The following is a 24150-nucleotide window of genomic DNA, read 5'->3' as shown; positions in this document are numbered from 1 at the left end:
GCGCGCTATCCCGCGGCTCCCACCGCCGCCGGCTGCGCCTCGGCCGACGCCTCGCTCTTCGCCTCGGCGGTCGCTTCGTCCTCGGCCGCGGCGATCGCGGCGGTGAGCAGGTCGTCCTCGGTGCGGCCCTGGCGCCAGTAGCCGGTGAAGGAGACGGCCTTGCGGTCCAGGCCGCGCTCGGCGACCAGGTGGCGGCGCAGCGCCCGGACGCAGCCGGACTCGCCCGCCAACCAGGCGTAGCGGGCGGCCCCTTCGGGGACGCGGGTGGCGCGGACCGCGTCGAGCAGGGGCGCGGTGCGGTCGTGGCCGCCGCGGACCAGCCAGGTGATCTCGGCGTCGGCCTCGGTGGGCAGCGGGACGCGGTCGTCGGGGTGACCGACCTCCACGAACGCGCGCACCGGCAGGCCGGCGGGGAGCGCGGCGAGGATGTTCGCCAGTGCGGGCAGCGCGGTCTCGTCGGCGGTGAGCAGCACCCAGCCGGTGCCGGCCGGCGGCTGGAACTCGACGCCGCCGTTGTCCTCGGCGACGGGCGCGAGGATCGAGACGCCGTCGCCGGGGCGGGCCCGCGCGGCCCAGCGGGAGGCAGGGCCGAGGTCGCCGTGCAGCGCGAAGTCGACGTCGACCTGCGGCGGGTCCTGCCGTACGCCGCTGATGGTGTAGGTGCGCATGATGCCGCGTACCGCCGGGTCGAGCGCGCGCCAGCGGCCGTACCAGTCGCTGTCGAGGACGTCGGGCAGGACGGGCGCCGACTGGCCGGGGTGCGGCAGGAACAGCTTGAAGCGCTGGTCGTGGCCGCCGCTGACGACCCGGGCGAGGTCCGCGCCGCCGAGCACGACCCGCAGCAGGGTCGGCGAGAGCTGATGGGTGCGCACCACGCGCGGGTGGAAGAAGTCGTACGTCAGGTCGGACATGGTGTCAGATCACCTTCTTCGCGGACGTGATGGCCTTGGTCAGGGCGTCGATCCGGTCGGCGCACTTGGCGTAGGAGAAGATCGGCTCGCTCGGCCAGCCGAGCACCTGGCCGGCCTTGACCGCGGGGAGCTGGGCCCAGGTGGGCCTGCTGATGAGGTCCTTGGGCTGGAGTGTGGCCGTGCGGTTGTCGAGCATGATGACGTCCGACTTGTACTTGTCGGCGTTCTCCCAGCTCAGCGTCTCGAAGAAGCCGCCCTTGACCTTGTTCGGGACGATGAAGTTCACCCCGAGGCTCTTGTAGTAGCTCAGGTCGGCGGCGGAGGAGGGGGTGGAGACGTAGAAGGAGTCGGTGCTCGCGGAGCCGGCCAGCACCGTGACGCCCGGGTGCGCCTTGGCGGCGGCGCGCAGGTCCGCGGACGACTTCTCGAATCGGGCCTTCTGGGCGGCGTTGGCGCCGGCGGTCATGTCCGCGCCGAGGGACCGGGCGAGTTCGGCGTAGCGCTGGAGCGGTGTGGTCAGCGGGACACCGGCGACGTCGATGCCGACGCTGGGTGCCAGGGAGAGGATCTGCTTGGAGCTGTCGTCCGGGACGTACCAGAGGGTGGGGGCCTCGTACATGTGGCTGATCAGCAGGCCGGGGCTGAGGGCGGCGTACTTCTCGATGTTGAACTCGCCCCAGGTGTTGCCGAGTACGGTGACCTTCTTGACGTCGATGCCGCCGGCCATCGGGTCGGCGGAGCCGTCCTTGAGGGTGGTGGGGCCGAAGACGCCGGTGCACTCGATGCCGTAGTCGTGCAGGGCGGCCGCGGAACCGATGTAGGCCACAAGGTTGCCCGGGACGTGGGCGGCCTTTACGGTCTTCTTGCGGTCGTCGGTGAAGCTCCACGGGCCCGAGCGGGATTTGGCCCCCTTGCCGTCCGATTTCGCGGAGTCGGAGGAGCCGGAGTCCGATGACCCACCGCACGCCGCCAGCAGCGCGCCGAGCCCGACCGATCCGCCCGCGGCGAGGACACCTCGGCGCGACAGTCCGGACGTTGTTGCGAAACGGGACGAATGCATGACGGCTACCGCTCTGCTCGAAGTGACCTGGCGAGGGTAGGCTAACCTAAGTTCCGTGCTGGTCGACCGTCACTCCCCGCCTCAGGCGGACACCGGGCCCCCGTCCGCCCCGCCCCGCGGCAGCGTCTCCCGCGCCGACACGCGCCGGGCCGCCGGGCTGCTGCTGGCCCTGGGACTGCTCGCCCTCGTGGTGGTGGCGAGCGTCGCGATCGGCGCGCGGAACATCCCCGTCGACCAGGTGTGGCACGGCCTGTTCCACTACTCCGGCACCGACGACGACGTCGTGGTCCGCAAACTGCGGCTGCCGCGCACGGTTCTCGGCCTGATGGTCGGCGCGGCGCTCGGTGTGGCGGGGGCCGCGATGCAGGCGCTGACCCGCAACCCGCTCGCCGACCCCGGACTGCTCGGCGTCAACGCCGGCGCCGCCGCGGCCGTGGTCTCCGGGATCAGCTTCCTCGGCGTCACCTCGACCACCGGCTACGTCTGGTTCGCGCTGGCCGGCGCCGCCGTGGTCTCCGTGCTCGTCTACGCCATCGGCGGCAGCCGCTCCGCGACCCCGGTACGGCTCGCGCTCGCCGGTACCGCGATCACCGCGCTGCTCCAGGGCTGGACCACCGCGGTCGAACTCACCGACAAGGTCGCCCTGGACCGGATGCGCTTCTGGCAGGTCGGCTCGCTCGCCTCCGCGAACATGGCCACCGTCCGGGACATCGCGCCCTTCCTCGCGGTGGGCGCGGTGCTCGCTCTGGCCACCGCCCGCCCGCTGAACGCGGTCGCCCTCGGCGACGACACCGCGCGCGGCCTGGGCGCGAAACTCACCCGCACCCGCGTGATGGTGATGGCCGCGATCACCCTGCTGTGTGGCGCGGCCACCGCCGCGTGCGGCCCGATCGTCTTCGTCGGCCTGATGGTGCCGCACGTGGTGCGCGGCATCACCGGCCCCGACATGCGGTGGATACTCCCGTATGCCGCCGTGCTGTCGCCGGTGCTGCTGCTCGGCTCCGACGTCATCGGACGGGTCATCACCCGTCCCGCGGAACTCCAGGTCGGCATCGTCACCGCCGTCATCGGCGGGCCGGTCTTCATCGCGCTGGTCCGACGCCGAAGGATGGCCGAACTGTGAGCCAGACCGTACTGCGCCGCGGCGGCCGCTCCGTGCGTGTCGACCGGCGCTCGCTGCTGGTGTGCGCCGGCCTGACCGTCATCGCGCTGGCCGTGTCGGTGGTGCTGATCGGCACCGGCGACTACCACATCGCACCGCTCGACGTGCTGCGCAGCCTCACCGGCCACGGCAACCCGGGCCAGGACTTCATCGTCCGCCAACTGCGGCTGCCGCGGGTCGTGGTGGCGCTGCTGGTCGGCGCCAGCCTGGGCATGGCGGGCGCCGCCTTCCAGACCGTCTCCCGCAACCCGCTCGGCAGCCCCGACGTCATCGGCTTCGGCCAGGGTTCGGCGGCCGGCGCCCTCGTCGTGATCGTGCTGTTCAAGGGCCCGTCGTACCAGGTCTCGATCGGCGCGGTGGTGGGCGGCCTGCTGACCGGGATCGCGGTCTACCTGCTGGCCTGGAAGCGCGGGGTGCACGGCTACCGGCTGGTGCTGGTCGGCATCGGCGCCTCCGCGGTGCTGTCGGCCGTCAACAGCTACCTGCTGGTCAAGGCGGACATCGTGGACGCGGCGCGGGCCGTGGTGTGGATCACCGGGTCGCTCGACGGCCGCAGTTGGTCCCAGGCGTGGCCGCTGCTCGGCGCGGCCGTCGTCCTGATGCCGATCCTGCTCATCAGCGGACGCGCGCTGCGGATCACCGAGATGGGCGATGACGCGGCCAGCGCGCTGGGTGTACACGTCGAGCGGATCAGGCTCATCACCGTCTTGGTCGCCGTGCTGCTCACCGCCTCCGCGACCGCGGCGGCCGGCCCGATCGCGTTCGTCGCCCTCACCGCGCCCCAACTCGCCCGCCGCCTCACCCGTTCACCGGGTGTCGCGCTCGTCCCGTCCGCCCTCATGGGCGCGGCCCTGCTGGTCGCCGCCGACTGGGCCGCCCAGCGCGCCTTCGGTTCGGGCGAGGTGCCGGTCGGCGTGGCCACCGGGGTCCTCGGCGGCGGATACCTGCTGTGGCTGCTGATCAGCGAACGAAGGGCGGGGCGGATATGAGCGCGGACGGCGCGGCGCGGGAGGGCACGACAGGGGACGGCGCGGCGGCAGACGACACCGCGGCAGACCACACGGCTCGGGACGGCTCCGGGGCGAGGCACGGCCAGGACCAGGCGACGGCACGACCAGGAAAGGGGTTCCGCCGGATGTTCCGCGGCACCGACAAGTCGACACGTACGACGGCGGAGGCGGCGGAGGCGGCGGAGGCGGCGGAGACCGCCGAGGTGGCCGGCGCCCACGGAACGGTCGCCCCGGCCCCGGCCGGCGGCACCCGCCTCGCCGCCGAGGCCGTCACCCTCGGCTACGACCAGCGGATCATCGCCAAGGACCTCTCGGTCGCGATACCCGACCGGTCCTTCACCGTCATCGTCGGCCCGAACGCCTGCGGCAAGTCGACATTGCTGCGTGCCCTGTCGCGGCTGCTGAAGCCCGCCGAGGGGCGGGTGCTGCTCGACGGGCGGGCGATCGGCGCGCTCCCCGCGAAGGCGGTGGCCAGGACGCTCGGCCTGCTCCCGCAGAGTTCGGTCGCGCCCGACGGCATCACCGTCTCCGGGCTGGTCGCCCGCGGCCGCTACCCGCACCAGGGCCTGCTGCGGCAGTGGTCCGCCGAGGACGAGCTGATCGTCGACGAGTCGATGGCCGCCACCGGCGTCGCCGCCCTCGCCGATCGCTATGTCGACGAACTCTCCGGCGGTCAGCGGCAACGCGTCTGGATCGCGATGGCCCTCGCCCAGCAGACCCCGCTGCTGCTGCTCGACGAGCCGACCACCTTCCTCGACATCCAGCACCAGATCGACGTCCTCGACCTGTGCGCGGACCTGCACGAGCAGCGCGGCCGCACCCTCGTCGCCGTCCTGCACGACCTCAACCAGGCCGCCCGCTACGCCACCCACCTCATCGCCATGAAGGACGGCCGGATCGAGGCCCAGGGCCCGCCCGCCGAGATCATCACCACCGAACTGGTGGAACGCGTCTTCGGAGTACGGTGCCGGATCATCGACGACCCGGAGAGCGGTACGCCGCTGGTCGTGCCGGCGGCCCGGCGCGCACCGGGGAAGGCCGACGCGGAACGGGATGACGCGGAACGGGCCGACACGGAAGGGGCCGACACGGAGCAGGACGGCGCCGCTACAGCAGCGAGCGCAGCCTCAGCACATCCCGCAGGCTCGCCTGCACCCTGACCCGGCCGGAGCCCCACGCCTTCGCGAAGTTCAGCTCGCCGCCGACCAGCCGGACCAGGTCGTCGCCGGTCATCGCCAGCCGGATCTGCGCCTTCCGCTCCGGCGCGCCCGGCAGCGTGACCACGTCCTGGATGCTGCCGGCCGCCAGCCGGCCCACGAAAGTGACGCCCAGGTCGGTGATCCGGCAGCTCAGCGAGCGGTCCAGCGCGGTGGCGTCGCGGACCGCGCCATCGGCCTTCGCGAGGTTCGCCGACAAGGTGGCGAGCGCGCTGCGGCACTCCTCGATGGTGGCCATCGGCTGCGGTGTCTCCCGGTGGTGCGATACGTCCGGATGACGGTACCGCAGTGCCTGTGATCGGGGCACGGCGACGGAAAGAGGTAGCGTCGTCACCGCATGCATCAGCGTGCGGCGGCATGCGCCGACGGCGAGGCGAGGAGTGTGAGCGATGCGGGACGCGCTGCGTACCTGTCTGCAGATCGCGGGCGGCCTGACAGAGGCCACCCGGCGCCGTGCGGTCGAGGCGGCCAAGGAGATGTTCGACCAGGCGGGAATCGACCCCGCGGCCCTTCAGGAGCGGATCGGTGCGGCGATCCCCCCGGAGGTGCAGACCCTCGCGGACGAGCTGATCGCCTCCGGCCGGGCCAACCGCGACCTGCTGCTCGGCATCGTCAGGGAAGAGGTCGACAAGACGATGGGTCGGGTCAGCCGGCTCGCCGACGAGGTCACCAAGGTCGGCGTCGTGCTGGAGACGCTGGAACGCCGGATCAGGAACCTGGAGACACCGCAGTCCGACGACGGGACGGCGGCCGGGTCCCAGGCCGCCGGCGGGTCCACGGGCCGGGCGGCCACCGCCAAGGAGCGGGCGCAGCGCACCGCCCCCACCCGCCCGACCACTCCGAAGCCGCCGTCCGGCCCGGCGTCGACGCCCCCGGTCGAGCACGTGCGGGTCGAGCCCGAGCCGGTGCAGCCCGCCAAGTCCGCGGCGGCGCCCGGGAGGACGGGCGGCACCGCGCGGAAGTCGGTGGCCAACCCGCGCAGGACCGCGGCGACGGACCGGCCGGCGACCCCGCGCAGGGCCCCGGCCAAGAAGGCCGCGACCGCGACGAAGACGACAGCCGCGAAGACGACCACCGCGGCCGGGAAGACGACGGCCAAGAAGCCGGCCGGCGTGAAGAAGACCGCCTCCGCGAAGAGGGCCACCGCCAAGAAGGCCCCCGCGAAGACGACTTCCACGCCTTCCACTGCTTCGACGTCTTCGACCCCTTCGACGGCCGCGCCGAACCCGCCCGCCGGGACGGCACCGGCGACGACGGCCGCGAAGAAGACCACGACGGCGAAGAAGACCACGACGGCGAAGAAGACCCCCGCCAAGAAGGCGGCCCCGGCCTCCGCGAAGAAAACGACGGCCGCGAAGAAGACCACCCCCGCGAAGAAGTCGGCCACCGCGACCAAGGCCGCCGGCACCAAGAAGTCGGCCACCAAGAAGACCACCACCGCGAAGAAGGCGCCGGCCAAGAAGACCACCCCGGCCGCGAAGCCCACCCCGGCGCCCGCTCCGACGCAGGTGCCCGAGTCCACCCGGCCCGGCGGCGGCGATGAGTGAGAGCTACGATCTGCCCGGCGTGACCCCCGAGCGGCGACCCGCGACGGACCCGAACCCAACGCCCCCCGACGCACCCGGAACCGCCGCCGAGCAGCCGCCCCACGTGGCCGAAGCCGAGCGGCGCCCCGAGCCGTTGGGGGTGACGGTCGAAGCGACGGGGAATGCTGAGGTGGACGCCGCGGTTGAGCGGCTGCGGGACGCGGACGCGCTCCCCACGGACGCGCACATCGAGGTCTACGAAGATGTGCACGCCGGACTGCGGAACGCGCTGACCGCGCTGGACGAGAACAGGGGCTGAACCGTACGTGGCACGACGCCGACTCGACGCCGAGCTGGTGCGCCGGAATCTCGCGCGCTCCCGTGAGCACGCAAGCCAGTTGATCGCCGCCGGCCGGGTGACCGTGGCCGGGGCGACCGCGACCAAGTCGGCCACGCAGGTGGAGACCAGCGTGGCCCTGGTCGTGGCCAAGAACGACGACGAACCCGACTACGTCTCGCGCGGCGGCCACAAACTGGCCGGCGCGCTCGCCGCGTTCACCCCGCGCGGCCTGGTCGTGGCCGGCCGCCGCGCCCTGGACGCGGGTGCCTCCACCGGCGGGTTCACCGACGTCCTGCTGCGCGCGGGCGCCGCCGAGGTGGTCGCCGTGGACGTCGGCTACGGCCAACTCGCCTGGTCGCTGCAGAGCGACGACCGCGTCATCGTCAAGGACCGCACCAACGTGCGGGAGCTGACGCTGGAGGCGATCGACGGCCGGCCGGCCGAACTGGTCGTCGGCGACCTGTCGTTCATCCCGCTCGGCCTGGTGCTGCCCGCGCTGGTGCGCTGCGCCGCGCCGGACGCGGACCTGGTGCTGATGGTGAAGCCGCAGTTCGAGGTGGGCCGGGAACGGCTGGGCAGCGGCGGAGTGGTCCGCAGCACCGGACTGCGGGCCGAGAGCGTACGGAAGGTGGCCGAGCAGGCCGCCGCCCTCGGGCTGGGCGCGCTCGGCGTCACCGCCAGCCCGCTTCCCGGCCCGTCCGGGAACGTGGAGTACTTTCTGTGGCTGCGCTCCGGCGCCCCCGCGCTGGACCCGGCCGAAGTCGACCGTGCTGTGGCGGAGGGGCCCCGATGACCGAGCTGTCCAAGCTGTCCACGTCACCTGATGAGGCGGGGTCACCTGACGAGGCGGGCGGGACCGCGATCCGTACCGTGTTCCTGCTCACCCACACCGGCCGCGAGTCGGCGATCCGCAGCGCCGAGCGGGTGGTGCACGGGCTGATGCGCTGCGGCATCGGGGTGCGGCTGCTGGAGGACGAGGCCGCGGACCTGCCGCTGCCGGCCGCCGTCGAGCTGGTCGGCGAGATCGGGCCGGGGTCCGTACAGGGCTGCGAGCTGATCATCGTGCTGGGCGGCGACGGCACCCTGCTGCGCGGCGCGGAGTTCGCCCGCGCCTCCGGGGTGCCGATGCTCGGCGTCAACCTCGGCCGGGTCGGCTTCCTCGCCGAGGCCGAGCGGGACGACCTCGACAAGGTGGTGGACCGGGTCGTCACCAAGGAGTACGAGGTCGAGGAGCGGATGACCCTCGACGTGCTGGTCCGCAACGACGGCCGGGTCGTGCACACCGACTGGGCGCTCAACGAGGCGTCCGTGGAGAAGGCGTCGCGCGAACGCGTGCTGGAGGTCGTCACCGAGGTCGACGGCCGTCCCGTCTCCGGGTTCGGCGGCGACGGCGTGGTCTGCGCCACCCCGACCGGCTCCACCGCCTACGCGTTCTCCGCCGGCGGGCCCGTGGTCTGGCCGGAGGTCGAGGCGCTGCTCATGGTGCCGATCAGCGCGCACGCGCTCTTCGCCCGGCCGCTGGTGACCTCGCCGCGGTCCGTGCTCGCGGTCGAGGTGCAGCCGCAGTCCCAGCAGGGTGTGCTGTGGTGCGACGGGCGTCGGACCGTCCGACTCCTGCCGGGCGCCCGGGTGGAAGTGCGGCGCGGCGCCGTCCCGGTACGGCTGGCGAGGCTGCACCACGCGTCCTTCACGGACCGTCTGGTCGCCAAGTTCGCGCTCCCCGTCTCCGGCTGGCGCGGGGTCGCGGCGCCCTGACCCCCAGGGGCCCGGGGGAGCGGGGGAAAGCCGGCGGGAGCACTTCCGCCCGTCGCTCGCCCGCCACTCGCCCGCCGCCAGGTCCGGGGAACTCACGCGAACGGGTACCCCGGGCGGTCCCACGGCCAGCCGAAACCTCGTATGGTCGTATCCGTGTTGGAGGAAATGCGGATTCGGTCGCTCGGAGTCATCGAGGATGCCGTGGTGGAGCTGTCCCCCGGCTTCACCGCGGTGACCGGTGAGACCGGCGCGGGCAAGACCATGGTCGTCACCAGTCTGGGGCTGCTGCTCGGCGGCCGCGCCGACCCCGCGCTGGTGCGGATCGGCGCCAAGCACGCGGTGGTCGAGGGCCGGATCGGCCTCGACCCGGGGGCGCCGGCCGCGGTGCGCGCCGTGGAGGCGGGCGCGGAGCTGGACGACGGCGCCCTGCTGATCAGCCGTACCGTTTCGGCCGAGGGGCGCTCCCGCGCGCACGTCGGCGGCCGGGGCGTGCCGGTCGGGCTGCTCGGCGAACTCGCCGACGAGCTCGTCGCGGTGCACGGCCAGACCGACCAGCAGGGCCTGCTGCGCCCGGCGCGGCAGCGCGAGGCCCTGGACCGGTACGCGGGCGACGCCGTCGCCGGGCCGCTGGTGAAGTACGGCTCCGCGTACCGCCGGCTGCGGGACGTGGCCGAGCAGCTCGACGAACTGACCACCCGCGCCCGGGAACGCGCCCAGGAGGCGGACCTGCTCCGCTTCGGCGTCGAGGAGATCTCCGCGGCCGAGCCGCTGCCGGGCGAGGACGTCGAACTCGCCGCCGAGGCCGAACGCCTCGGCCACGCCGAAGCGCTCGCCTCCGCGGCCACCCTCGCGCACGCGGGCCTCGCCGGGAACCCGGAGGACCCCGAGGGCGTCGACGCGGGCACCGTGATCGCGGCCGCCCAGCGCGCTCTGGACGCGGTCAGCGCCTATGACCCGGTCCTGGCCGACCTCGCGGTGCGGCTCGGCGAGATCGGCATCCTCGCCGGCGACGTCGCGGGCGAACTCGCCGGATACGCCGACAACCTCGACGCCGACCCGCTGCGGCTGGCCGCCGTCGAGGAGCGCCGCTCCGTCCTCGCGCACCTCGTCCGCAAGTACGGCACCGACGCCGCCGACGCGGGGGAGGGCGGCGGCATCGACGCGGTGCTCGCCTGGGGCGAGCGCAGCGCCACCCGGCTCACCGAACTCGAAGGCGACGACGAGCGGATCGCGGAGCTGACCGCGGAACGCGACGGGCTGCGCACCGAACTCGGCGACCTCGCCCAGCACCTCACCGACGCCCGTACCGAGGCGGCCGAACGGTTCGCCGTCGCCGTCACCGCGGAACTCGCCGAACTCGCCATGCCGCACGCCCGCGTGACCGTCGCGATCCGGCAGACCGAGGCGGCCGACCCGGCGACCGGGATCGAGGTCGGCGGCCGCGCGGTCGTGCACGGCCCCACCGGCGCCGACGAGGTCGAGCTCCAACTCGCCCCGCACCCCGGCTCGCCGGCGCGGCCCATCGCCAAGGGCGCCTCCGGCGGTGAGCTGTCCCGGGTGATGCTCGCGGTGGAAGTGGTCTTCGCCGGGTCCGACCCGGTGCCCACGTACCTGTTCGACGAGGTCGACGCCGGGGTCGGCGGCAAGGCGGCGGTCGAGGTCGGCCGGCGGCTCGCCCGGCTGGCGCGCACCGCCCAGGTCGTCGTGGTCACCCACCTTCCGCAGGTCGCGGCCTTCGCCGACCGGCAGTTGCTGGTCGAGAAGACCAACGACGGGTCCGTCACCCGCAGCGGTGTCTCCGTGCTCGAAGGGGAGGACCGCGTGCGCGAGCTGTCCCGCATGCTCGCGGGGCTGGAGGACTCGGAGCTGGGCCGCGCCCACGCCGAGGAACTCCTCGCCGCGGCCAAGGCGTCCCGCTGAACCCGTCCTCCGGGCCACCCCTTCCGGTCGCGTCCGGGGCCACCTGACGATGGCCGGCTGCCCGGGGACGCGACCCGGCCCGGGGACGCGACCGCAACCAACTACGGCGAGGAGCCGGACACGGTGAACCCGAGAAGCGGACACCTCTCGGTGGGGGCCGCGGCTGCCGCGGCGACCCGCGCGGCCTACCGCCAACTGCGCCGCAGGCCACCCGTCGAGGCACGCATGTGGCAGCGCACGAACCACGCCGGCCGCGGTGTGGAGCTGTACGGCGGCCTCGCGGCGGCCGCGGGAGCCGCGACCGCGATGGCCGCGGCCCGCGGGGTGAGCGCGCGGGCCCGGATCGCCGCGGTCGGCGCCGCGCTCGCGGCCGGCGCCTGCGGGGCGTACGACGACCAGAAGGGCGTGCCGGGCGAGCGCGGCTTCGCGGCGCACCTCGGCGCCCTGCGGGAACGGCGGCTGACCTCCGGCGGCGTGAAGCTGCTCGGCATCGGCGCGGCGGGCCTGGCGGCGGGCGTGCTGCTCAAGGCCAGGCCGCTCGACCAGATGCTGGCCGGCGTCGTCATCGCGGGCAGCGCCCACGCGGTGAACCTCGCGGACGTGGCGCCCGGCCGCGCCGCCAAGGCCGTGATCACCGCCGGGCTGCCGAACCTGCTGCGGCGCGGCCCGGGCGCGGTGCTCGCCTCCGCACCGCTCGGCGCGGCCGCCGCGGTGCTCGGCGACGACCTGCACGAGCGGACGATGCTCGGTGACGCGGGCGCGCACGCGCTGGGCGCGGCACTCGGCGCGGCACTCGCCCTCGCCGACGGCCGTACCGCGCTGGTCACCCACGCGGCGGTGGTGGTCGCGCTGGCCGCGGTGGGCGACCGGGTCGGCGCGGGCGAACGGTTCTGGAAGGCCCCCGTGGTGCGGCGGTTCGACGCCTGGGGCCGTACGGCACACCCGTATGGGTGATCCCGGGCGGGGGCGGGCGGCAGGGATGCCCTCCGCGGCGGTCAGGCCAGGGCCACGGCCTGGCATCCTGGACCGGGCGCCCGTATCCGCGTCCGCCGCAGCAGCGTCCGCCGAGTCAGGAGCCCCGCCCGCGTGAGCAGCAGCCCGCACCCCGTTCAGGGGCAGCTCAACGCCGTGCACGTGCTGAGCACGGCGGTGGGCGCGCACGTCCGCTCGCTGGCGGCCGGACTCGTCGCGCGCGGGGTGGGCGTCACCGTCTGCGGTCCGGCCGGCCTCGACGCCGAGTACGGCTTCACGGCGGCCGGTGCGCGGTTCTCCCCGATCGAACTCGGCCGTTCCGCGGCCGCCGACGCCCCCGCGGTCGCGGCGCTGCGGTCCGCCTGCGCCGGCGCGAGCGTGGTCCACGCGCACGGCCTGCGGGCCGGGTTGCTCGCCGCCCTCGCGCTCGGCGGCCGCCGGGTGCCGCTGGTCGTGACCTGGCACGGCGGGGAGACACCCGCCCAGGGCAGGGCCGGGATGATGGCGCGCTGGCTGGAACGCCGGGCGGTACGCGCGGCCACCGTGGTGCTCGGGGTCTCCTCCGACCTGGTCGACCGGGCCCGCGGCCACGGCGCCCACGACGTGCGGCTGGCGCCCGCGGCCGTACCGAGACCGCAGGCCCGTCCGCCGATGCCGCCCGCCGACGGGGAGCGCAGAAAGCAGCGGGTCCGGGCCGAGTTCGGTGCCGAGGAACGGCCGCTGCTGCTGGCGGTGGGCCGCCTCGAACCCTCCAAGGGGTACGACTTCCTGCTGACGGCGGCCGCGCACTGGGCCGACTCCGAACTGCGGCCGCTACTGGTGATCGCGGGGGAGGGGCAGGAGCGGGCGGCGCTGGAACACCGCATCGACGCCGAGAAGTTGCCGGCGGTGCTGCTCGGTCGGCGCGACGACGTCCCCGAACTGCTCTCCGCCGCCGACCTCGTGGTGCTGCCCAGCCGCTGGGAGGGCCGCCCCCTGATCGCGCAGGAGGCGTTGTACGCCGGCGTCCCCCTGGTCGCCACCGCGGTCGGTGGCACCCCCGAACTCGTCGGCGACGCGGCCCTGCTCGTCCCTTATGGCGACCCGTACGTCTTCGCCCGCGCGGTCACCGATCTCCTCGCCGACCAGGACCGGCGCACCGCCCTCGCGATCGCCGGCCGCGCCCAGGCGGCCACCTGGCCCACCGAGGACGACACCGTGGCCCAAGTCCTCAGCGTCTACGACGAGCTGACGGGCCCCTGACCCCCGGGTGCCCCTGCGCTCTGTTCGCGGAAGGAGCCGCGCAGAACCAGGGCCCACCACCGGCAGGTGGTCACTGAACCGACGGCACCACCCACCCCGGAGGGGCGGGGGCACCCCCTACGCCTGGAAGGCGCCGCAGGCGGTGAGGCGGAGGGCGGTGTCGATGAGGGGCACGTGGCTGAACGCCTGCGGGAAGTTCCCGACCTGGCGTTGGCGGCGCGGGTCCCACTCCTCCGCGAGCAACCCGAGGTCGTTGCGGAGCGCGAGCAGCTTCTCGAAGAGGCGGCGGGCCTCCTGCACGCGGCCGATCATCGCGAGGTCGTCGGCGAGCCAGAACGAGCAGGCGAGGAAGGCCCCTTCGTCGCCGGGCAGCCCGTCGAGGTTCTCGTCGCCGCTGGCGTCACTGCGCGAGGTCGGGTAGCGCAGCACGAACCCGTCCTCCGTGGACAGCTCCCGCTGGATCGCCTCGATGGTGCCGATCACCCGCTTGTCGTCCGGGGGAAGGAAGCCCATCTGCGGGATGAGCAGCAGCGAGGCGTCGAGCTCGCGCGAGCCGTAGGACTGGGTGAAGGTGTTGCGCTCCCGGTCGTAGCCCTTCTCGCACACGTCGTAGTGGATCTCGTCGCGCAGTTCCTTCAGCTCTTCCAGCGGGCCGTCGATCTCGCCGGACTCGATGAGCTTGACGGTGCGGTCGACGGCCACCCAGGCCATCACCTTGGAGTGCACGAAGTGGCGGCGCGGGCCGCGCACCTCCCAGATGCCCTCGTCGGGCTCCATCCAGTGCTTCTCCAGGTAGCGGATCAGCCTGAGCTGGAGCACGCTCGCGTAGTCGTTGCGGGCCAGGCCGGTCATGTGGCCCAGGTGCAGCGCCTCGGTGACCTCGCCGTAGACGTCGAGCTGGAGCTGGTGGGCGGCGCCGTTGCCGACCCGGACCGGCGAGGAGCCCTCGTATCCGGGCAGCCAGTGCAGCATGTTCTCGCCCAGCTCACGCTCGCCGGCGATGCCGTACATGATCTGGAGGTTCTCCGGGTCGCCGGCCACCGCGCGCAGCAGCCACTCGCGCCAGGCGCGGGCCTCTTCGCGGTAGCCGGTGCGCAGCAGCGAGGACAGCGTGATCGCGGCGTCCCGCAGCCAGGTGAAGCGGTAGTCCCAGTTGCGCACCCCGCCGATGTCCTCCGGCAGGGAGGTGGTGGGCGCGGCGACGATCCCGCCGGTCGGCCCGTAGGTGAGGGCCTTGAGCGTGATCAGGGAGCGGATCACGGCCTCCCGGTAGGGGCCGGTGTAGGTGCACTGCTCGACCCACTCCCGCCAGAAGTCCTCGGTCGCGGCGAGCGAGGCGAGCGGGTCGGGCAACGGGGGCTGCGGCTTGTGCGACGGCTCCCAGCTGATGGTGAAGCAGACCCGGTCGCCGGGCGAGACGGTGAAGTCGCTGTACGTGGTCAGGTCTTCACCGTAGGTCTCGACATCGGTGTCCAGCCACACTGAGTCGGGGCCGGCCACCGCGACCGTGCGGTCCCCGACCTGCTGCACCCACGGCACGATCTGGCCGTAGGAGAAGCGCATCCGCAGGGAGGAGCGCATCGGCACCCGGCCGCTGACGCCCTCCACTATCCGGATCACCTGCGGCGCGCCGTCGCGCGGCGGCATGAAGTCGGTCACCCGGACCGTGCCGGTGCGGGTGTCCCACTCCGACTCCAGGACCAGCGACTCGCCGCGGTAATGGCGGCGTGTCGCGTCCGGCGTCTTCGCGCCCTCGGCGACGGCCGGGCCGATCCGCCAGAAGCCGTGCTGGTCGGTGCCGAGCAGGCCGGCGAAGACCGCCGGCGAGTCGAACCGCGGCAGGCACAGCCAATCGACGGTGCCGTCCCTGCAGACCAGTGCGGCGGTCTGCATGTCACCGATGAGTGCGTAGTCCTCGATACGCCCGGCCACGTGAAACTCCAGTCGAACACGGCGCCGCCCCCGCTGGGACGGTCTTGCGGTATGGGGGCAATTCCTACGGCAAATCAGCTCTGGAACTGTGGACGAGCTAGTGATCCGGAGAGGGGCGGGGATGGTGCCGTGCCGGTCGCTCGCGCAATGCGTTCGAGCAGAATACGTCCTCACAGCGAGCGGTGCGCGCCTCTCCCTGATCTTCACTGAGCCGGTCGGGTGGCCACGCGCCCCGGTACGCGTGGATCGGACGTCACCGCAGGCAGACACGGTACGTGCCCGCCGTCCAGCCTCGCACGCCGACCGCCGTGCACGCGATCGGCACCCGGTGTCCGCGCGGTCACCACGGATTCCTCACATCATCGCCATGCCGTCGTCGTGCGGTGACTACTCCCCGGCGGTCCGCGCCTGCCGCCATTCGCGCCCGGAGGCGCTGATACCCTGGTAGCCCGTGGGCCGGTGGGCTGTGAACCACTGAACCGCCGCGACGGCGCGAACGAACCGAGCGCCGTCCCGACCCTCACCTCGCGACCACGGGAGCCCCCTCTTGGCACCTTTCTCGAACAGTGCGCCGAAGGCGACGACGACCAAGCACATCTTCGTCACCGGTGGGGTGGCCTCCTCGCTGGGCAAGGGGCTCACCGCCTCCAGCCTCGGCGCCTTGCTCAAGGCCCGCGGCCTGCGCGTCACCATGCAGAAGCTCGACCCGTACCTCAACGTGGACCCGGGCACGATGAACCCGTTCCAGCACGGTGAGGTCTTCGTCACCGACGACGGCGCCGAGACCGACCTCGACATCGGCCACTACGAGCGCTTCCTCGACGTGAACCTGGCCGGCTCCGCGAACGTCACCACCGGCCAGGTGTACTCCACGGTGATCGCCAAGGAGCGGCGCGGCGAGTACCTCGGCGACACCGTCCAGGTCATCCCGCACATCACCAACGAGATCAAGTCCCGTATCCGGCGGATGGCCGGCGGCGACGTCGACGTGGTCATCACCGAGGTCGGCGGCACCGTCGGCGACATCGAGTCGCTGCCGTTCCTGGAGTCGGTCCGCCAGGTCCGCCACGAGGTCGGCCGCGACAACGTGTTCGTGGTGCACATCTCCCTGCTGCCCTACATCGGCCCGTCCGGGGAGCTGAAGACCAAGCCGACCCAGCACTCGGTCGCGGCCCTGCGCAACATCGGCATCCAGCCCGACGCGATCGTGCTGCGCGCCGACCGCGAGGTGCCCACCGCGATCAAGCGGAAGATCTCGCTGATGTGCGACGTCGACGAGGACGCGGTGGTCGCCGCGATCGACGCCCCCTCGATCTACGACATCCCCAAGGTGCTGCACACCGAGGGCCTGGACGCCTACGTGGTCCGGCGGCTCGACCTGCCCTTCCGCGACGTGGACTGGGCCCAGTGGGACGACCTGCTCAAGCGGGTGCACGAACCCGCCCACGAGGTCACCGTCGCCCTGGTCGGCAAGTACATCGACCTGCCCGACGCCTACCTGTCGGTCACCGAGGCGATCCGGGCCGGCGGCTTCGCGAACAACGCCCGCGTCACCGTGAAGTGGGTCGCCTCCGACGACTGCAAGACCCCCGCCGGCGCCGCGGCACAGCTCGCCGGCGTCGACGCGGTGTGCGTGCCCGGCGGCTTCGGTGACCGCGGCGTGGAGGGCAAGGTCGGCGCCATCACCTACGCGCGCGAGCAGCGCCTCCCGCTGCTCGGCCTGTGCCTGGGCCTGCAGTGCATCGTGATCGAGGCCGCCCGCAACCTCGCCGGGATCGCCGACGCGAACTCCACCGAGTTCGACCCCGCCACCGCCCACCCGGTGATCTCCACCATGGCCGAGCAGCTCGACATCGTGGATGGCAAGGGCGACCTCGGCGGCACCATGCGGCTGGGCACCTATCCGGCCAAGCTCGCCGAGGGCTCCATCGTCCGCGAGGTCTACGGCGACCAGCCCTACGTCGAGGAGCGGCACCGCCACCGCTACGAGGTCAACAACGCCTACCGCGCCGAGCTGGAGCAGAAGACCGGCCTGGTCTTCTCCGGCACCTCGCCCGACAACCAGCTGGTGGAGTACGTCGAGTACCCGCGCGACGTGCACCCCTACCTGGTGGCGACGCAGGCCCACCCCGAGCTGAAGTCCCGGCCGACCAGGCCGCACCCGCTCTTCGCCGGCCTGGTGAAGGCAGCGGTCGCGGCCCAGGCGAACCGCTGACCGCCGGCTGCTCTCCCGTCGATCCGACCCCCTGACACCCCGGAAGGCGCAGCATGCTCCAGGACACTCCGCAGGAGTGGCAGGTCACGGCCACCTCCACGCCCTTCACCGGCAAGAAGACCGGTGTGCGCACCGACCAGGTGGTGATGCCCGACGGCTCCACCGTCAGCCGTGACTACCAGGTCCACCCCGGTTCCGTGGCGGTCCTCGCCCTCGACGACGCCGACCGCGTCCTGGTGCTCAAGCAGTACCGGCACCCGGTCCGGCAGAAGCTGTGGGAGATCCCCGCCGGACTGCTCGACATCCCCGGCGAGAATCCGCTGCACGCCGCCCAGCGCGAGCTGTACGAGGAGGCGCACGTCAAGGCCGAGGAGTGGAGCGTGCTCGCCGACGTCTACACCACCCCCGGCGGCTCCGACGAGGCGGTCCGGGTCTTCCTGGCCCGCGGTGTCTCCGAGGCCGAGGGCGAGCGCTTCGAGGTCAGTGAGGAAGAAGCCGACCTGGAGTACGCCCGGGTGCCGCTGGCCGAGCTGGTCCAGGGGGTGCTGGCCGGCGAACTCCACAACAGCTGCCTGGTGGTCGGGGTGCTCGCGCTCAACGCCGCGCTCGCCTCGGGCGGGGTGGACGCGCTGCGCCCGGCGGAGTCGCCGTGGCCGGCGCGGCCGTTCACCGCGTGAGGGCGGTCAGGCGGGCGCGCGGAGAGCTGAAAGGGTGATCATTGGCGCCCCTGTCGGCCACGGACCCGGGGGCGCGGTGCCGGGCGTGAACTAGGCTCGACGCGCCCCCTTCCCGGGGCACCACCTCACCTCCGGGAGTGCGCCAGTGCCGGACCAGGCCCTCGACCCGCGACGGTCCCCTGCGGGGAGCACCGACGAGACGGGGAGCCCTGCGCCCGAGCGGTCCCCGGGGGCCCCGGCGGACCCGGAACCGGTGCAGGAACCGGAGCGGGCGGCGACGGAGGGCGCCCCGGCCGCGGCGGAGCCCGAGCGGTCGGCGCAGGAACCCGAGCCGGCTGAGGGAGCCCAGCGGGTGGAGGCACCCGAGCCGGTGGAGGCACCCGAGCCGGTGGGGACACCTGAGCCGGTGGGGGCGCCCGTACCGGCGGCCGTACCTGTACGTACGGCTGTCCCCGTACCGGCGGCCGTCCCCGTACCGGCCTCTTCGGTGCCGCCCCGGCCGCCGCACCCGCCGGCCGCCGCGCCGGCCCCGCCGGTCTCCCCGCCCGCAGGCGGCCCGCCCCCTCCTCCCGCCGTTGAACCCGTCGGCACCGTGGCCGCGCGCGAACTGCCCGAGCCGGCCGCGTACTTCGTGGGACGCGAGCGGGAACTCGCCCAGTTGCGGGCCGACATCGTGCGGCCCGGGCTCGCCGTGACCGGCGGGAAGCAGCCGGACCGCGGCCGGGTGCTGCTGGTGGTCGGCCGCCCCGGCACCGGGCGCACCGAGCTGGCGGTCAAGCTGGCCCGGGAGGTCGCGGCGGCGTACCCGGACGGGCAGTACTTCCTCCGGCTCACCGACACCGACGGCGCCCCCGTGCCCGCCGAGGACACCGCCCGCGCGCTCCTGCGGGCCCTCACCGCGCGGCGGCCCGCCGCCGGCCGTCCCGCGGTGCCCGGGCAGGCGGCTCCCGGCCGCGCCGACACCGCGTCCCGGCCGGAGACCGCCGCCGACCCGGTGGCCGTCCTGCGCTCCGCCACCACCGGGCGCCGGCTGCTGCTCGTCCTCGACGACGTGGCGCGCGCCGACCAACTCTCCGGGCTGCTGCCCGAGTCGCCCGGCAGCCTGGTGGTGGCGACCGCCGACGGCCCGCTGTCCGGCATCCCCGACGTTCGCCCGTGCACCCTCGGCGGCCTGGACACCCCCGCCGCGCTCGCGCTGCTCGCCCACACCATCGGCGACACCCGGGTCACCAACGACCCACGCGCCGCCGAGACGCTCGTGCAGGAGCTGACCGGCCACCCCACCGCGCTGCGGCTCGCCGCCGCCTGGCTCGCGGCCCAGCCCCGTATGCCCCTGTCGGAGGCGGCCGTCCAGCTGCGGGCCACCCCCGACACCCCGCTCGTGCCGGCCGCCCCCGCGCCTCCCGCTTCCGCTCCCGCCACGGGTGACGCCCCGGACGGTGGCGCGGCCCCCGAGCAGCCCGCCGCCGTACGCCGCCCCGCAGCGCCGGCCGAACTGCTGCGCGCCTTCCGGGCGGCCTACGGCACCCTTCCGCCCGCCGTCGCCCGCCTCCTGCGCAGCCTCGTGCTCGCCCCGGCCGGCAGCATCGACGCCCATGTCGCCTCCGCGCTGGCCGGCTGCGCGGTGGACGCCGCCGACCGCGCCTTGGCCGGCCTCGCCGACTCCGCGCTGCTGGTCCGCGGCGCCGCCGACGGCCTGTACCGGGTGCCGGGCTGCCTCGAACCGCTGCTGCGCGCGCTGCTGGCCGGCACCGACCGCCCGCAGGACATCACCCTGGCCCGGGCCCGGATGCTGGAGCGGACCGTACGGCTGCTGGAGTCGTGCCGGGTCGCGCTGGCCCGCGAGGGCGGCACCGACGCGCTGCCGGGCACCGTACGGTTCGCCTCACCCGCCGCCGCGGCCGACTGGCTGCTGGCCCGCCGCCCGGCGCTGATGGCCGCGGCCCGCGCCGCCGTGGCCGACGGCGAACTCGACACCCTCGCCCGCCGGCTGATCGCCGCCCTGGTCCGCGCCCTGCTCGCCATGCCCCCGGGCGGGCCGGGCCCCGGAGCGACGGGCCTGCCCGGCCGCCCCGGTGCGGGTGCCGGGCCGCGCCGCCCCTCGGCGCGCGCGGACCGCTACGAACTGCACACCCTGGCCCTCACCGTCGCCGAGCGCCGCCGCCTGCCGCGCGAGAAGGCCGCCGCGCTGATCAACCTCGCCGACCTGGACGCGGAAGCGGGCCGGACCGACCACGCCGTCACCGCGTACCGCAAGGCGCTCGAAGCCGCCCGCGCCGCCGACGACACCGGGGCCGAGGGCCGCGTGCTGGAGGCGATCGGCGGTTGCTACCTCGAACTGGGTGACCTGTCGCGGGCCGGGGACTGGTTCGGCCGCGCGCTCGCGCTGCGCCAGGGCCGCGGCGAACTCGTCGACCAGGCACGGCTGCACGCCCGGATCGGCGCCGTCCTGACGTACCTCGGCAGCCACGCCCAGGCACTGCGGGAGTGGCGCGCGGCGGCCGGGACGCACCGCAGGCTCGGTGACCTCGCCTCGCAGGCCCGGGCGCTGGTCGAGGCGGCCCGGGTCCAGGAGTACGCCGGGCTGCCCGAGGACGCCCTGCGCACGTGCCGGGACGCGCTGTACTACGCCCGCCAGGTCGGCGAGCGCCGGTTGGAGGCCGCGGTGCTGCTGCGGCTGGCCGACGCGCTCCAGCACCTCGGCGACTCCGGGGGCGCCGACCTCCAGCGCGCCGCCGCCCGCCGCCTGCTCCGGGCCGGCGAGCTCCCGGCTTTCTGACCGGCCGTTCTCGTTCCCAGGGGCTGTCAGCCTACGAAACTGCCAATGGTCTCCGCCAAACCCACCACTTTGTAAGGCTGGACACCGGCTCCTCCTTCACTAAACTGAGTTTCGCCGTATACAAGCCGGGCTCGTCCGGTGTGTCGTGCGATGCTGTGCCATGTCCGTATAGCGGATACATGGCCGCACCCTCCCGAACCTCCTCAGTGCAAGGACCGTGATCGACGTGAAGGTGGGCATCCCCCGCGAGGTCAAGAACAACGAGTTCCGTGTGGCCATCACCCCGGCCGGTGTGCACGAACTGGTCCGGCACGGCCATGAGGTCGTCGTCGAGCAGGGCGCAGGAGGCGGCTCGTCCATCCCCGACGAGGAGTACCTCGCCGCCGGCGCGGCCGTCCTCGGCACCGCCGACGAGGTGTGGGGCGCCGCCGACCTGCTGTTGAAGGTCAAGGAGCCGGTCGCCGAGGAGTACCACCGGCTGCGCAAGGACCAGATCCTCTTCACCTACCTGCACCTGGCCGCCTCCCGCGCCTGCACCGACGCGCTGCTGGAGTCCGGCACCACCGCGATCGCGTACGAGACGGTCGAGACCCCCGGCCGCCGGCTGCCGCTGCTCGCCCCGATGTCCGAGGTCGCCGGGCGGCTCGCCCCGCAGGTCGGCGCCTACCACCTGATGCGCTCGGCCGGCGGCCGCGGTGTGCTGCCCGGCGGCGTGCCCGGGGTGAAGTCCGGCCGCGCCGTGGTGATCGGCGCGGGCGTCTCCGGCTGGCACGCCACCACCATCGCGCTCGGTCTCGGCTTCCACGTCACCCTGCTCGACAAGGATGTCGACAAACTGCGCGAGGCCGACAAGGTGTTCGGCAACCGCGTGCAGACCATCACCTCCAACGCGCTCGCGCTGGAGCAGGCCGTCCTCGACGCCGACCTCGTCGTCGGCGCGGTGCTGGTGCCCGGCGCCAAGGCGCCCAAGCTGGTCACCAACGAGCTGGTCTCGCGGATGAAGCAGGGATCTGTACTTGTCGACATCGCGATCGACCAGGGCGGCTGCTTCGAGGATTCGCGTCCCACCACGCACGCCGAACCGACCTTCACCGTGCACGACTCGGTCTTCTACTGCGTGGCCAACATGCCCGGCGCGGTGCCCAACACCTCGACCTACGCGCTCACCAACGTGACGCTGCCGTACATCGTCGAACTCGCCGACCGCGGCTGGCGCGAGGCGCTGCGGCGCGACGCGGCACTCGCCCTCGGCCTCAACACCCATGAGGGGCAGGTCGTTTACGGCCCGGTCGCCGAGGCGCACGACCTCGACGCCACTGACCTGCACACCGTGCTGGGCTGAGCGCCGGCAGCAGAAAAAACGTCACGCATCGGCACGTTGCGCCAACTGCGCCTGCACGGCGGGGTCTTGTCCATCGAGACCCCGCCGTTCGCGTGGTTACGCCCTTGACAGCGGGGTGTTCGGTTCCCGACACATCATGCCGTGTCCGGCGGATTGTGTTGCTGCGGACCACCGACACGCCATAGAGTCGCGAAACGTCGGCTGTAGTCACGCTGACCTATCTAGATGTTTCCTGGTCACCAAGGAGGTAAGACGACTTGTGAACGAGTCGACATTTGCTCCCGGAGGTGGTCAACCAGGAACGACCGTCGGTTCCGTTGCGGTCCGTACCTTTGAGTCCCGCCGGCCCGAGACGACGACCACGGAGACAATCCCCGGTTACGCCATGGCTCCTTACGACGACGACCACGACCTGCAAGACGGTCAGTTCTACGACCCGGACGCCGAATACGAGCCGGACCCGGAGTACGCCGCCACGCTCGCGCCCGACGCCGCCCGTCAGCGCCGCGAACGCGTCGGCCCCACCGGCCGCCCGCTGCCGTACTTCCCGATCCCGAACCCGCTCACGGACCACGGCCCGGCGAAGATCATCGCGATGTGCAACCAGAAGGGCGGGGTCGGCAAGACCACCTCGACCATCAACCTGGGTGCCGCGCTCGCCGAGTACGGCCGTCGCGTGCTGCTCGTCGACTTCGACCCGCAGGGCGCCCTGTCGGTCGGCCTCGGGGTCAACCCGATGGAACTCGACATCACCGTCTACAACCTGTTGATGGAACGCGGCCTCGCCGCCGACGAGGTGCTGCTGAAGACCGCGGTGCCCGGCATGGACCTGCTGCCGAGCAACATCGACCTGTCCGCCGCCGAGGTGCAGCTGGTCAGCGAGGTGGCCCGCGAGTCCGCGCTCCAGCGCGCCCTCAAGCCGCTGATGTCCGACTACGACTACATCGTCATCGACTGCCAGCCCTCGCTCGGCCTGCTCACCGTCAACGCGCTGACCGCGGCGCACTCGGTGATCGTGCCGCTGGAGTGCGAGTTCTTCGCGCTGCGCGGGGTCGCGCTGCTCACCGAGACGATCGAGAAGGTCCGCGAGCGGCTCAACCCCGAACTCGAACTCGACGGCATCCTCGCCACGATGTACGACTCCCGCACCGTGCACAGTCGCGAGGTGCTGGCCCGGGTGGTCGAGGCGTTCGACGACCACGTCTTCCACACCGTCATCGGCCGTACCGTGCGCTTCCCGGAGACCACCGTGGCCGGCGAGCCGATCACCACCTACGCGTCCAACTCCGTCGGTGCCGCCGCCTATCGCCAACTCGCCAGGGAGGTGCTCGCCCGGTGCCACGCCGAGTGAGTCTGCCGGGCGCCGACGAACTGTTCCGGACCACCGGTGGTGCGGCGCTCCAGGCGCCCCCGCCGTCCCATGGCGCCGAGGCGGACGCCGACGCGCGGTCCGGCGGACCGGGCTCGCAGGGCAACGGCGGCGCGCCCGGCGCCTCCACCGTCCCCACGGCGAACGGGTCCGCGCCCGCGCGGAGCGACGAGCACACCGGTCGCGACGGCACGCACCCGGTCCCGCCCGGCCAGCGCCGCCCGGGCGCCGGAGAGCGCGTCGGTGACCGCAACGCCGAACGCAACGGCACGGTGCAGGCCGCCGCCACGGCCACCCCCGTGGCCACCGCGACCGTCACCTCGCAGAAGCCCACGCCGCCGCCGATCACCGCGACGCCCCAGCCGCCCGCGCCCGCCCGGCGCAAGGCGGCCCGGCAGAACCGCAGGCCCAGCGGCCGCGAGCGCCACGACGAGAAGATCACGGTCTACGTCTCCGCGGAGGAGCTGATGGACCTGGAGCACGCCCGCCTGGTGCTGCGCGGCGAGCACGGACTGGCGATCGACCGCGGGCGGATCGTCCGGGAGGCGGTCGCCGTCGTGCTGGCCGACCTCGAGTCCCGTGGGGACGCGAGCATCCTGGTCCGCCGGCTGCGGGGACGCTAGTCCCTGCGGGCCGCGGTGCCCAGACCCGCCGGGGCGCCCCTGGGACTGTGCGGCTCTCCGCGCGGAGGCGGTCACGCCGAAGGGGCGCGGAACCGCGC

At 73.7% G+C, this 24150-nt stretch carries 20 protein-coding genes; 16 read left to right on the top strand and 4 right to left on the bottom strand.

Annotated features, from left to right (window positions below; genetic code table 11):
- Window positions 1–5: 5 nt before the first annotated feature.
- Together OG370_RS09450 and OG370_RS09445 are read right to left on the bottom strand one after the other, a co-directional pair.
- Window positions 6–911, bottom strand: a complete 906-nt coding sequence (locus OG370_RS09450) for a siderophore-interacting protein (protein WP_328462521.1) — start codon at window positions 909–911, stop codon at window positions 6–8.
- 4 nt (window positions 912–915) lie between these two features.
- Complete coding sequence (locus OG370_RS09445; RefSeq protein WP_328462519.1) at window positions 916–1971, bottom strand: ABC transporter substrate-binding protein; 1056 nt, start codon at window positions 1969–1971, stop codon at window positions 916–918.
- Between the two features lie 55 nt (window positions 1972–2026).
- On the opposite strand from OG370_RS09445, the gene OG370_RS09440 reads away from it, so the two are divergent.
- From OG370_RS09440 to OG370_RS09430, 3 genes are all read left to right on the top strand, one after another.
- Window positions 2027–3094: a FecCD family ABC transporter permease gene (locus tag OG370_RS09440; RefSeq protein ID WP_443060639.1), complete on the top strand. Its 1068-nt coding sequence runs from the start codon at window positions 2027–2029 to the stop codon at window positions 3092–3094.
- Window positions 3091–4122 carry a FecCD family ABC transporter permease gene (locus OG370_RS09435; protein WP_328462517.1) on the top strand — a complete coding sequence of 344 codons (1032 nt, stop codon included), beginning with the start codon at window positions 3091–3093 and terminating at the stop codon, window positions 4120–4122. Before OG370_RS09440 ends, OG370_RS09435 begins: the two co-directional genes overlap by 4 nt.
- 146 nt (window positions 4123–4268) lie before the next feature.
- Window positions 4269–5303, top strand: a complete 1035-nt coding sequence (locus OG370_RS09430; RefSeq protein ID WP_443060854.1) for an ABC transporter ATP-binding protein — start codon at window positions 4269–4271, stop codon at window positions 5301–5303.
- Here OG370_RS09430 and OG370_RS09425 read toward each other — a convergent pair.
- Window positions 5251–5598, bottom strand: a complete 348-nt coding sequence (locus OG370_RS09425; RefSeq protein WP_328462515.1) for an SCP2 sterol-binding domain-containing protein — start codon at window positions 5596–5598, stop codon at window positions 5251–5253. The genes OG370_RS09430 and OG370_RS09425 overlap by 53 nt on opposite strands.
- 151 nt (window positions 5599–5749) lie before the next feature.
- Between OG370_RS09425 and OG370_RS09420 the strand changes: the two genes are divergently transcribed.
- The 7 genes from OG370_RS09420 (at window position 5750) to OG370_RS09390 (ending at window position 13115) form a co-directional block, all read left to right on the top strand.
- Window positions 5750–6907, top strand: coding sequence for a histone (locus tag OG370_RS09420; RefSeq protein WP_328462513.1), 1158 nt, complete (start codon window positions 5750–5752; stop codon window positions 6905–6907).
- On the top strand, window positions 6900–7205 hold the full coding sequence (locus OG370_RS09415; protein ID WP_328462511.1) for a hypothetical protein: 306 nt from the start codon (window positions 6900–6902) through the stop codon (window positions 7203–7205). The genes OG370_RS09420 and OG370_RS09415 overlap by 8 nt, the downstream gene beginning before the upstream one ends.
- A gap of 7 nt (window positions 7206–7212) precedes the next feature.
- A complete protein-coding gene (locus OG370_RS09410; protein WP_328462509.1) occupies window positions 7213–8019 on the top strand; it encodes a TlyA family RNA methyltransferase in 807 nt (268 codons plus the stop codon).
- Window positions 8020–8096: 77 nt separating this feature from the next.
- Window positions 8097–8981 (top strand): NAD kinase, encoded by an 885-nt coding sequence (locus OG370_RS09405; protein WP_328473936.1) that lies wholly within the window; start codon window positions 8097–8099, stop codon window positions 8979–8981.
- A 141-nt stretch (window positions 8982–9122) separates the two neighbouring features.
- The gene (gene recN / locus OG370_RS09400; RefSeq protein WP_328462507.1) at window positions 9123–10901 is read left to right on the top strand and encodes a DNA repair protein RecN; all 1779 of its coding nucleotides are present in this window, start codon (window positions 9123–9125) and stop codon (window positions 10899–10901) included.
- A gap of 123 nt (window positions 10902–11024) precedes the next feature.
- Window positions 11025–11855: a hypothetical protein gene (locus OG370_RS09395; protein WP_328462505.1), complete on the top strand. Its 831-nt coding sequence runs from the start codon at window positions 11025–11027 to the stop codon at window positions 11853–11855.
- Between the two features lie 132 nt (window positions 11856–11987).
- Entirely contained in the window at window positions 11988–13115 is a 1128-nt protein-coding gene (locus OG370_RS09390; protein ID WP_443060638.1) for a glycosyltransferase family 4 protein, read from the top strand.
- Window positions 13116–13232: 117 nt separating this feature from the next.
- Here the strand turns inward: OG370_RS09390 and OG370_RS09385 are convergent, their stop codons facing one another.
- A complete protein-coding gene (locus OG370_RS09385; RefSeq protein WP_328473932.1) occupies window positions 13233–15059 on the bottom strand; it encodes a glycoside hydrolase family 15 protein in 1827 nt (608 codons plus the stop codon).
- Between the two features lie 535 nt (window positions 15060–15594).
- Between OG370_RS09385 and OG370_RS09380 the strand changes: the two genes are divergently transcribed.
- The 6 genes from OG370_RS09380 (at window position 15595) to OG370_RS09355 (ending at window position 24052) form a co-directional block, all read left to right on the top strand.
- Entirely contained in the window at window positions 15595–17262 is a 1668-nt protein-coding gene (locus tag OG370_RS09380) for a CTP synthase (protein WP_328462503.1), read from the top strand.
- Window positions 17263–17315: 53 nt separating this feature from the next.
- Entirely contained in the window at window positions 17316–17939 is a 624-nt protein-coding gene (locus OG370_RS09375) for an NUDIX hydrolase (protein ID WP_328462501.1), read from the top strand.
- Between the two features lie 592 nt (window positions 17940–18531).
- Complete coding sequence (locus tag OG370_RS09370; protein WP_328462499.1) at window positions 18532–20718, top strand: tetratricopeptide repeat protein; 2187 nt, start codon at window positions 18532–18534, stop codon at window positions 20716–20718.
- Between the two features lie 226 nt (window positions 20719–20944).
- Window positions 20945–22060 (top strand): alanine dehydrogenase, encoded by a 1116-nt coding sequence (ald, locus tag OG370_RS09365; RefSeq protein WP_328473930.1) that lies wholly within the window; start codon window positions 20945–20947, stop codon window positions 22058–22060.
- A gap of 259 nt (window positions 22061–22319) precedes the next feature.
- The gene (locus tag OG370_RS09360; RefSeq protein WP_328462497.1) at window positions 22320–23411 is read left to right on the top strand and encodes a ParA family protein; all 1092 of its coding nucleotides are present in this window, start codon (window positions 22320–22322) and stop codon (window positions 23409–23411) included.
- The gene (locus OG370_RS09355; protein ID WP_328462495.1) at window positions 23396–24052 is read left to right on the top strand and encodes a hypothetical protein; all 657 of its coding nucleotides are present in this window, start codon (window positions 23396–23398) and stop codon (window positions 24050–24052) included. Before OG370_RS09360 ends, OG370_RS09355 begins: the two co-directional genes overlap by 16 nt.
- The last annotated feature ends 98 nt before the right edge of the window (window positions 24053–24150 follow it).

The organism is Streptomyces sp. NBC_00448 (assembly GCF_036014115.1).
In the GTDB taxonomy this organism is placed as follows: Bacteria; Actinomycetota; Actinomycetes; order Streptomycetales; family Streptomycetaceae; genus Actinacidiphila.
Note: the sequence above shows the minus strand (reverse complement) of the source record. Positions and strands in the feature narration are given on the sequence as shown.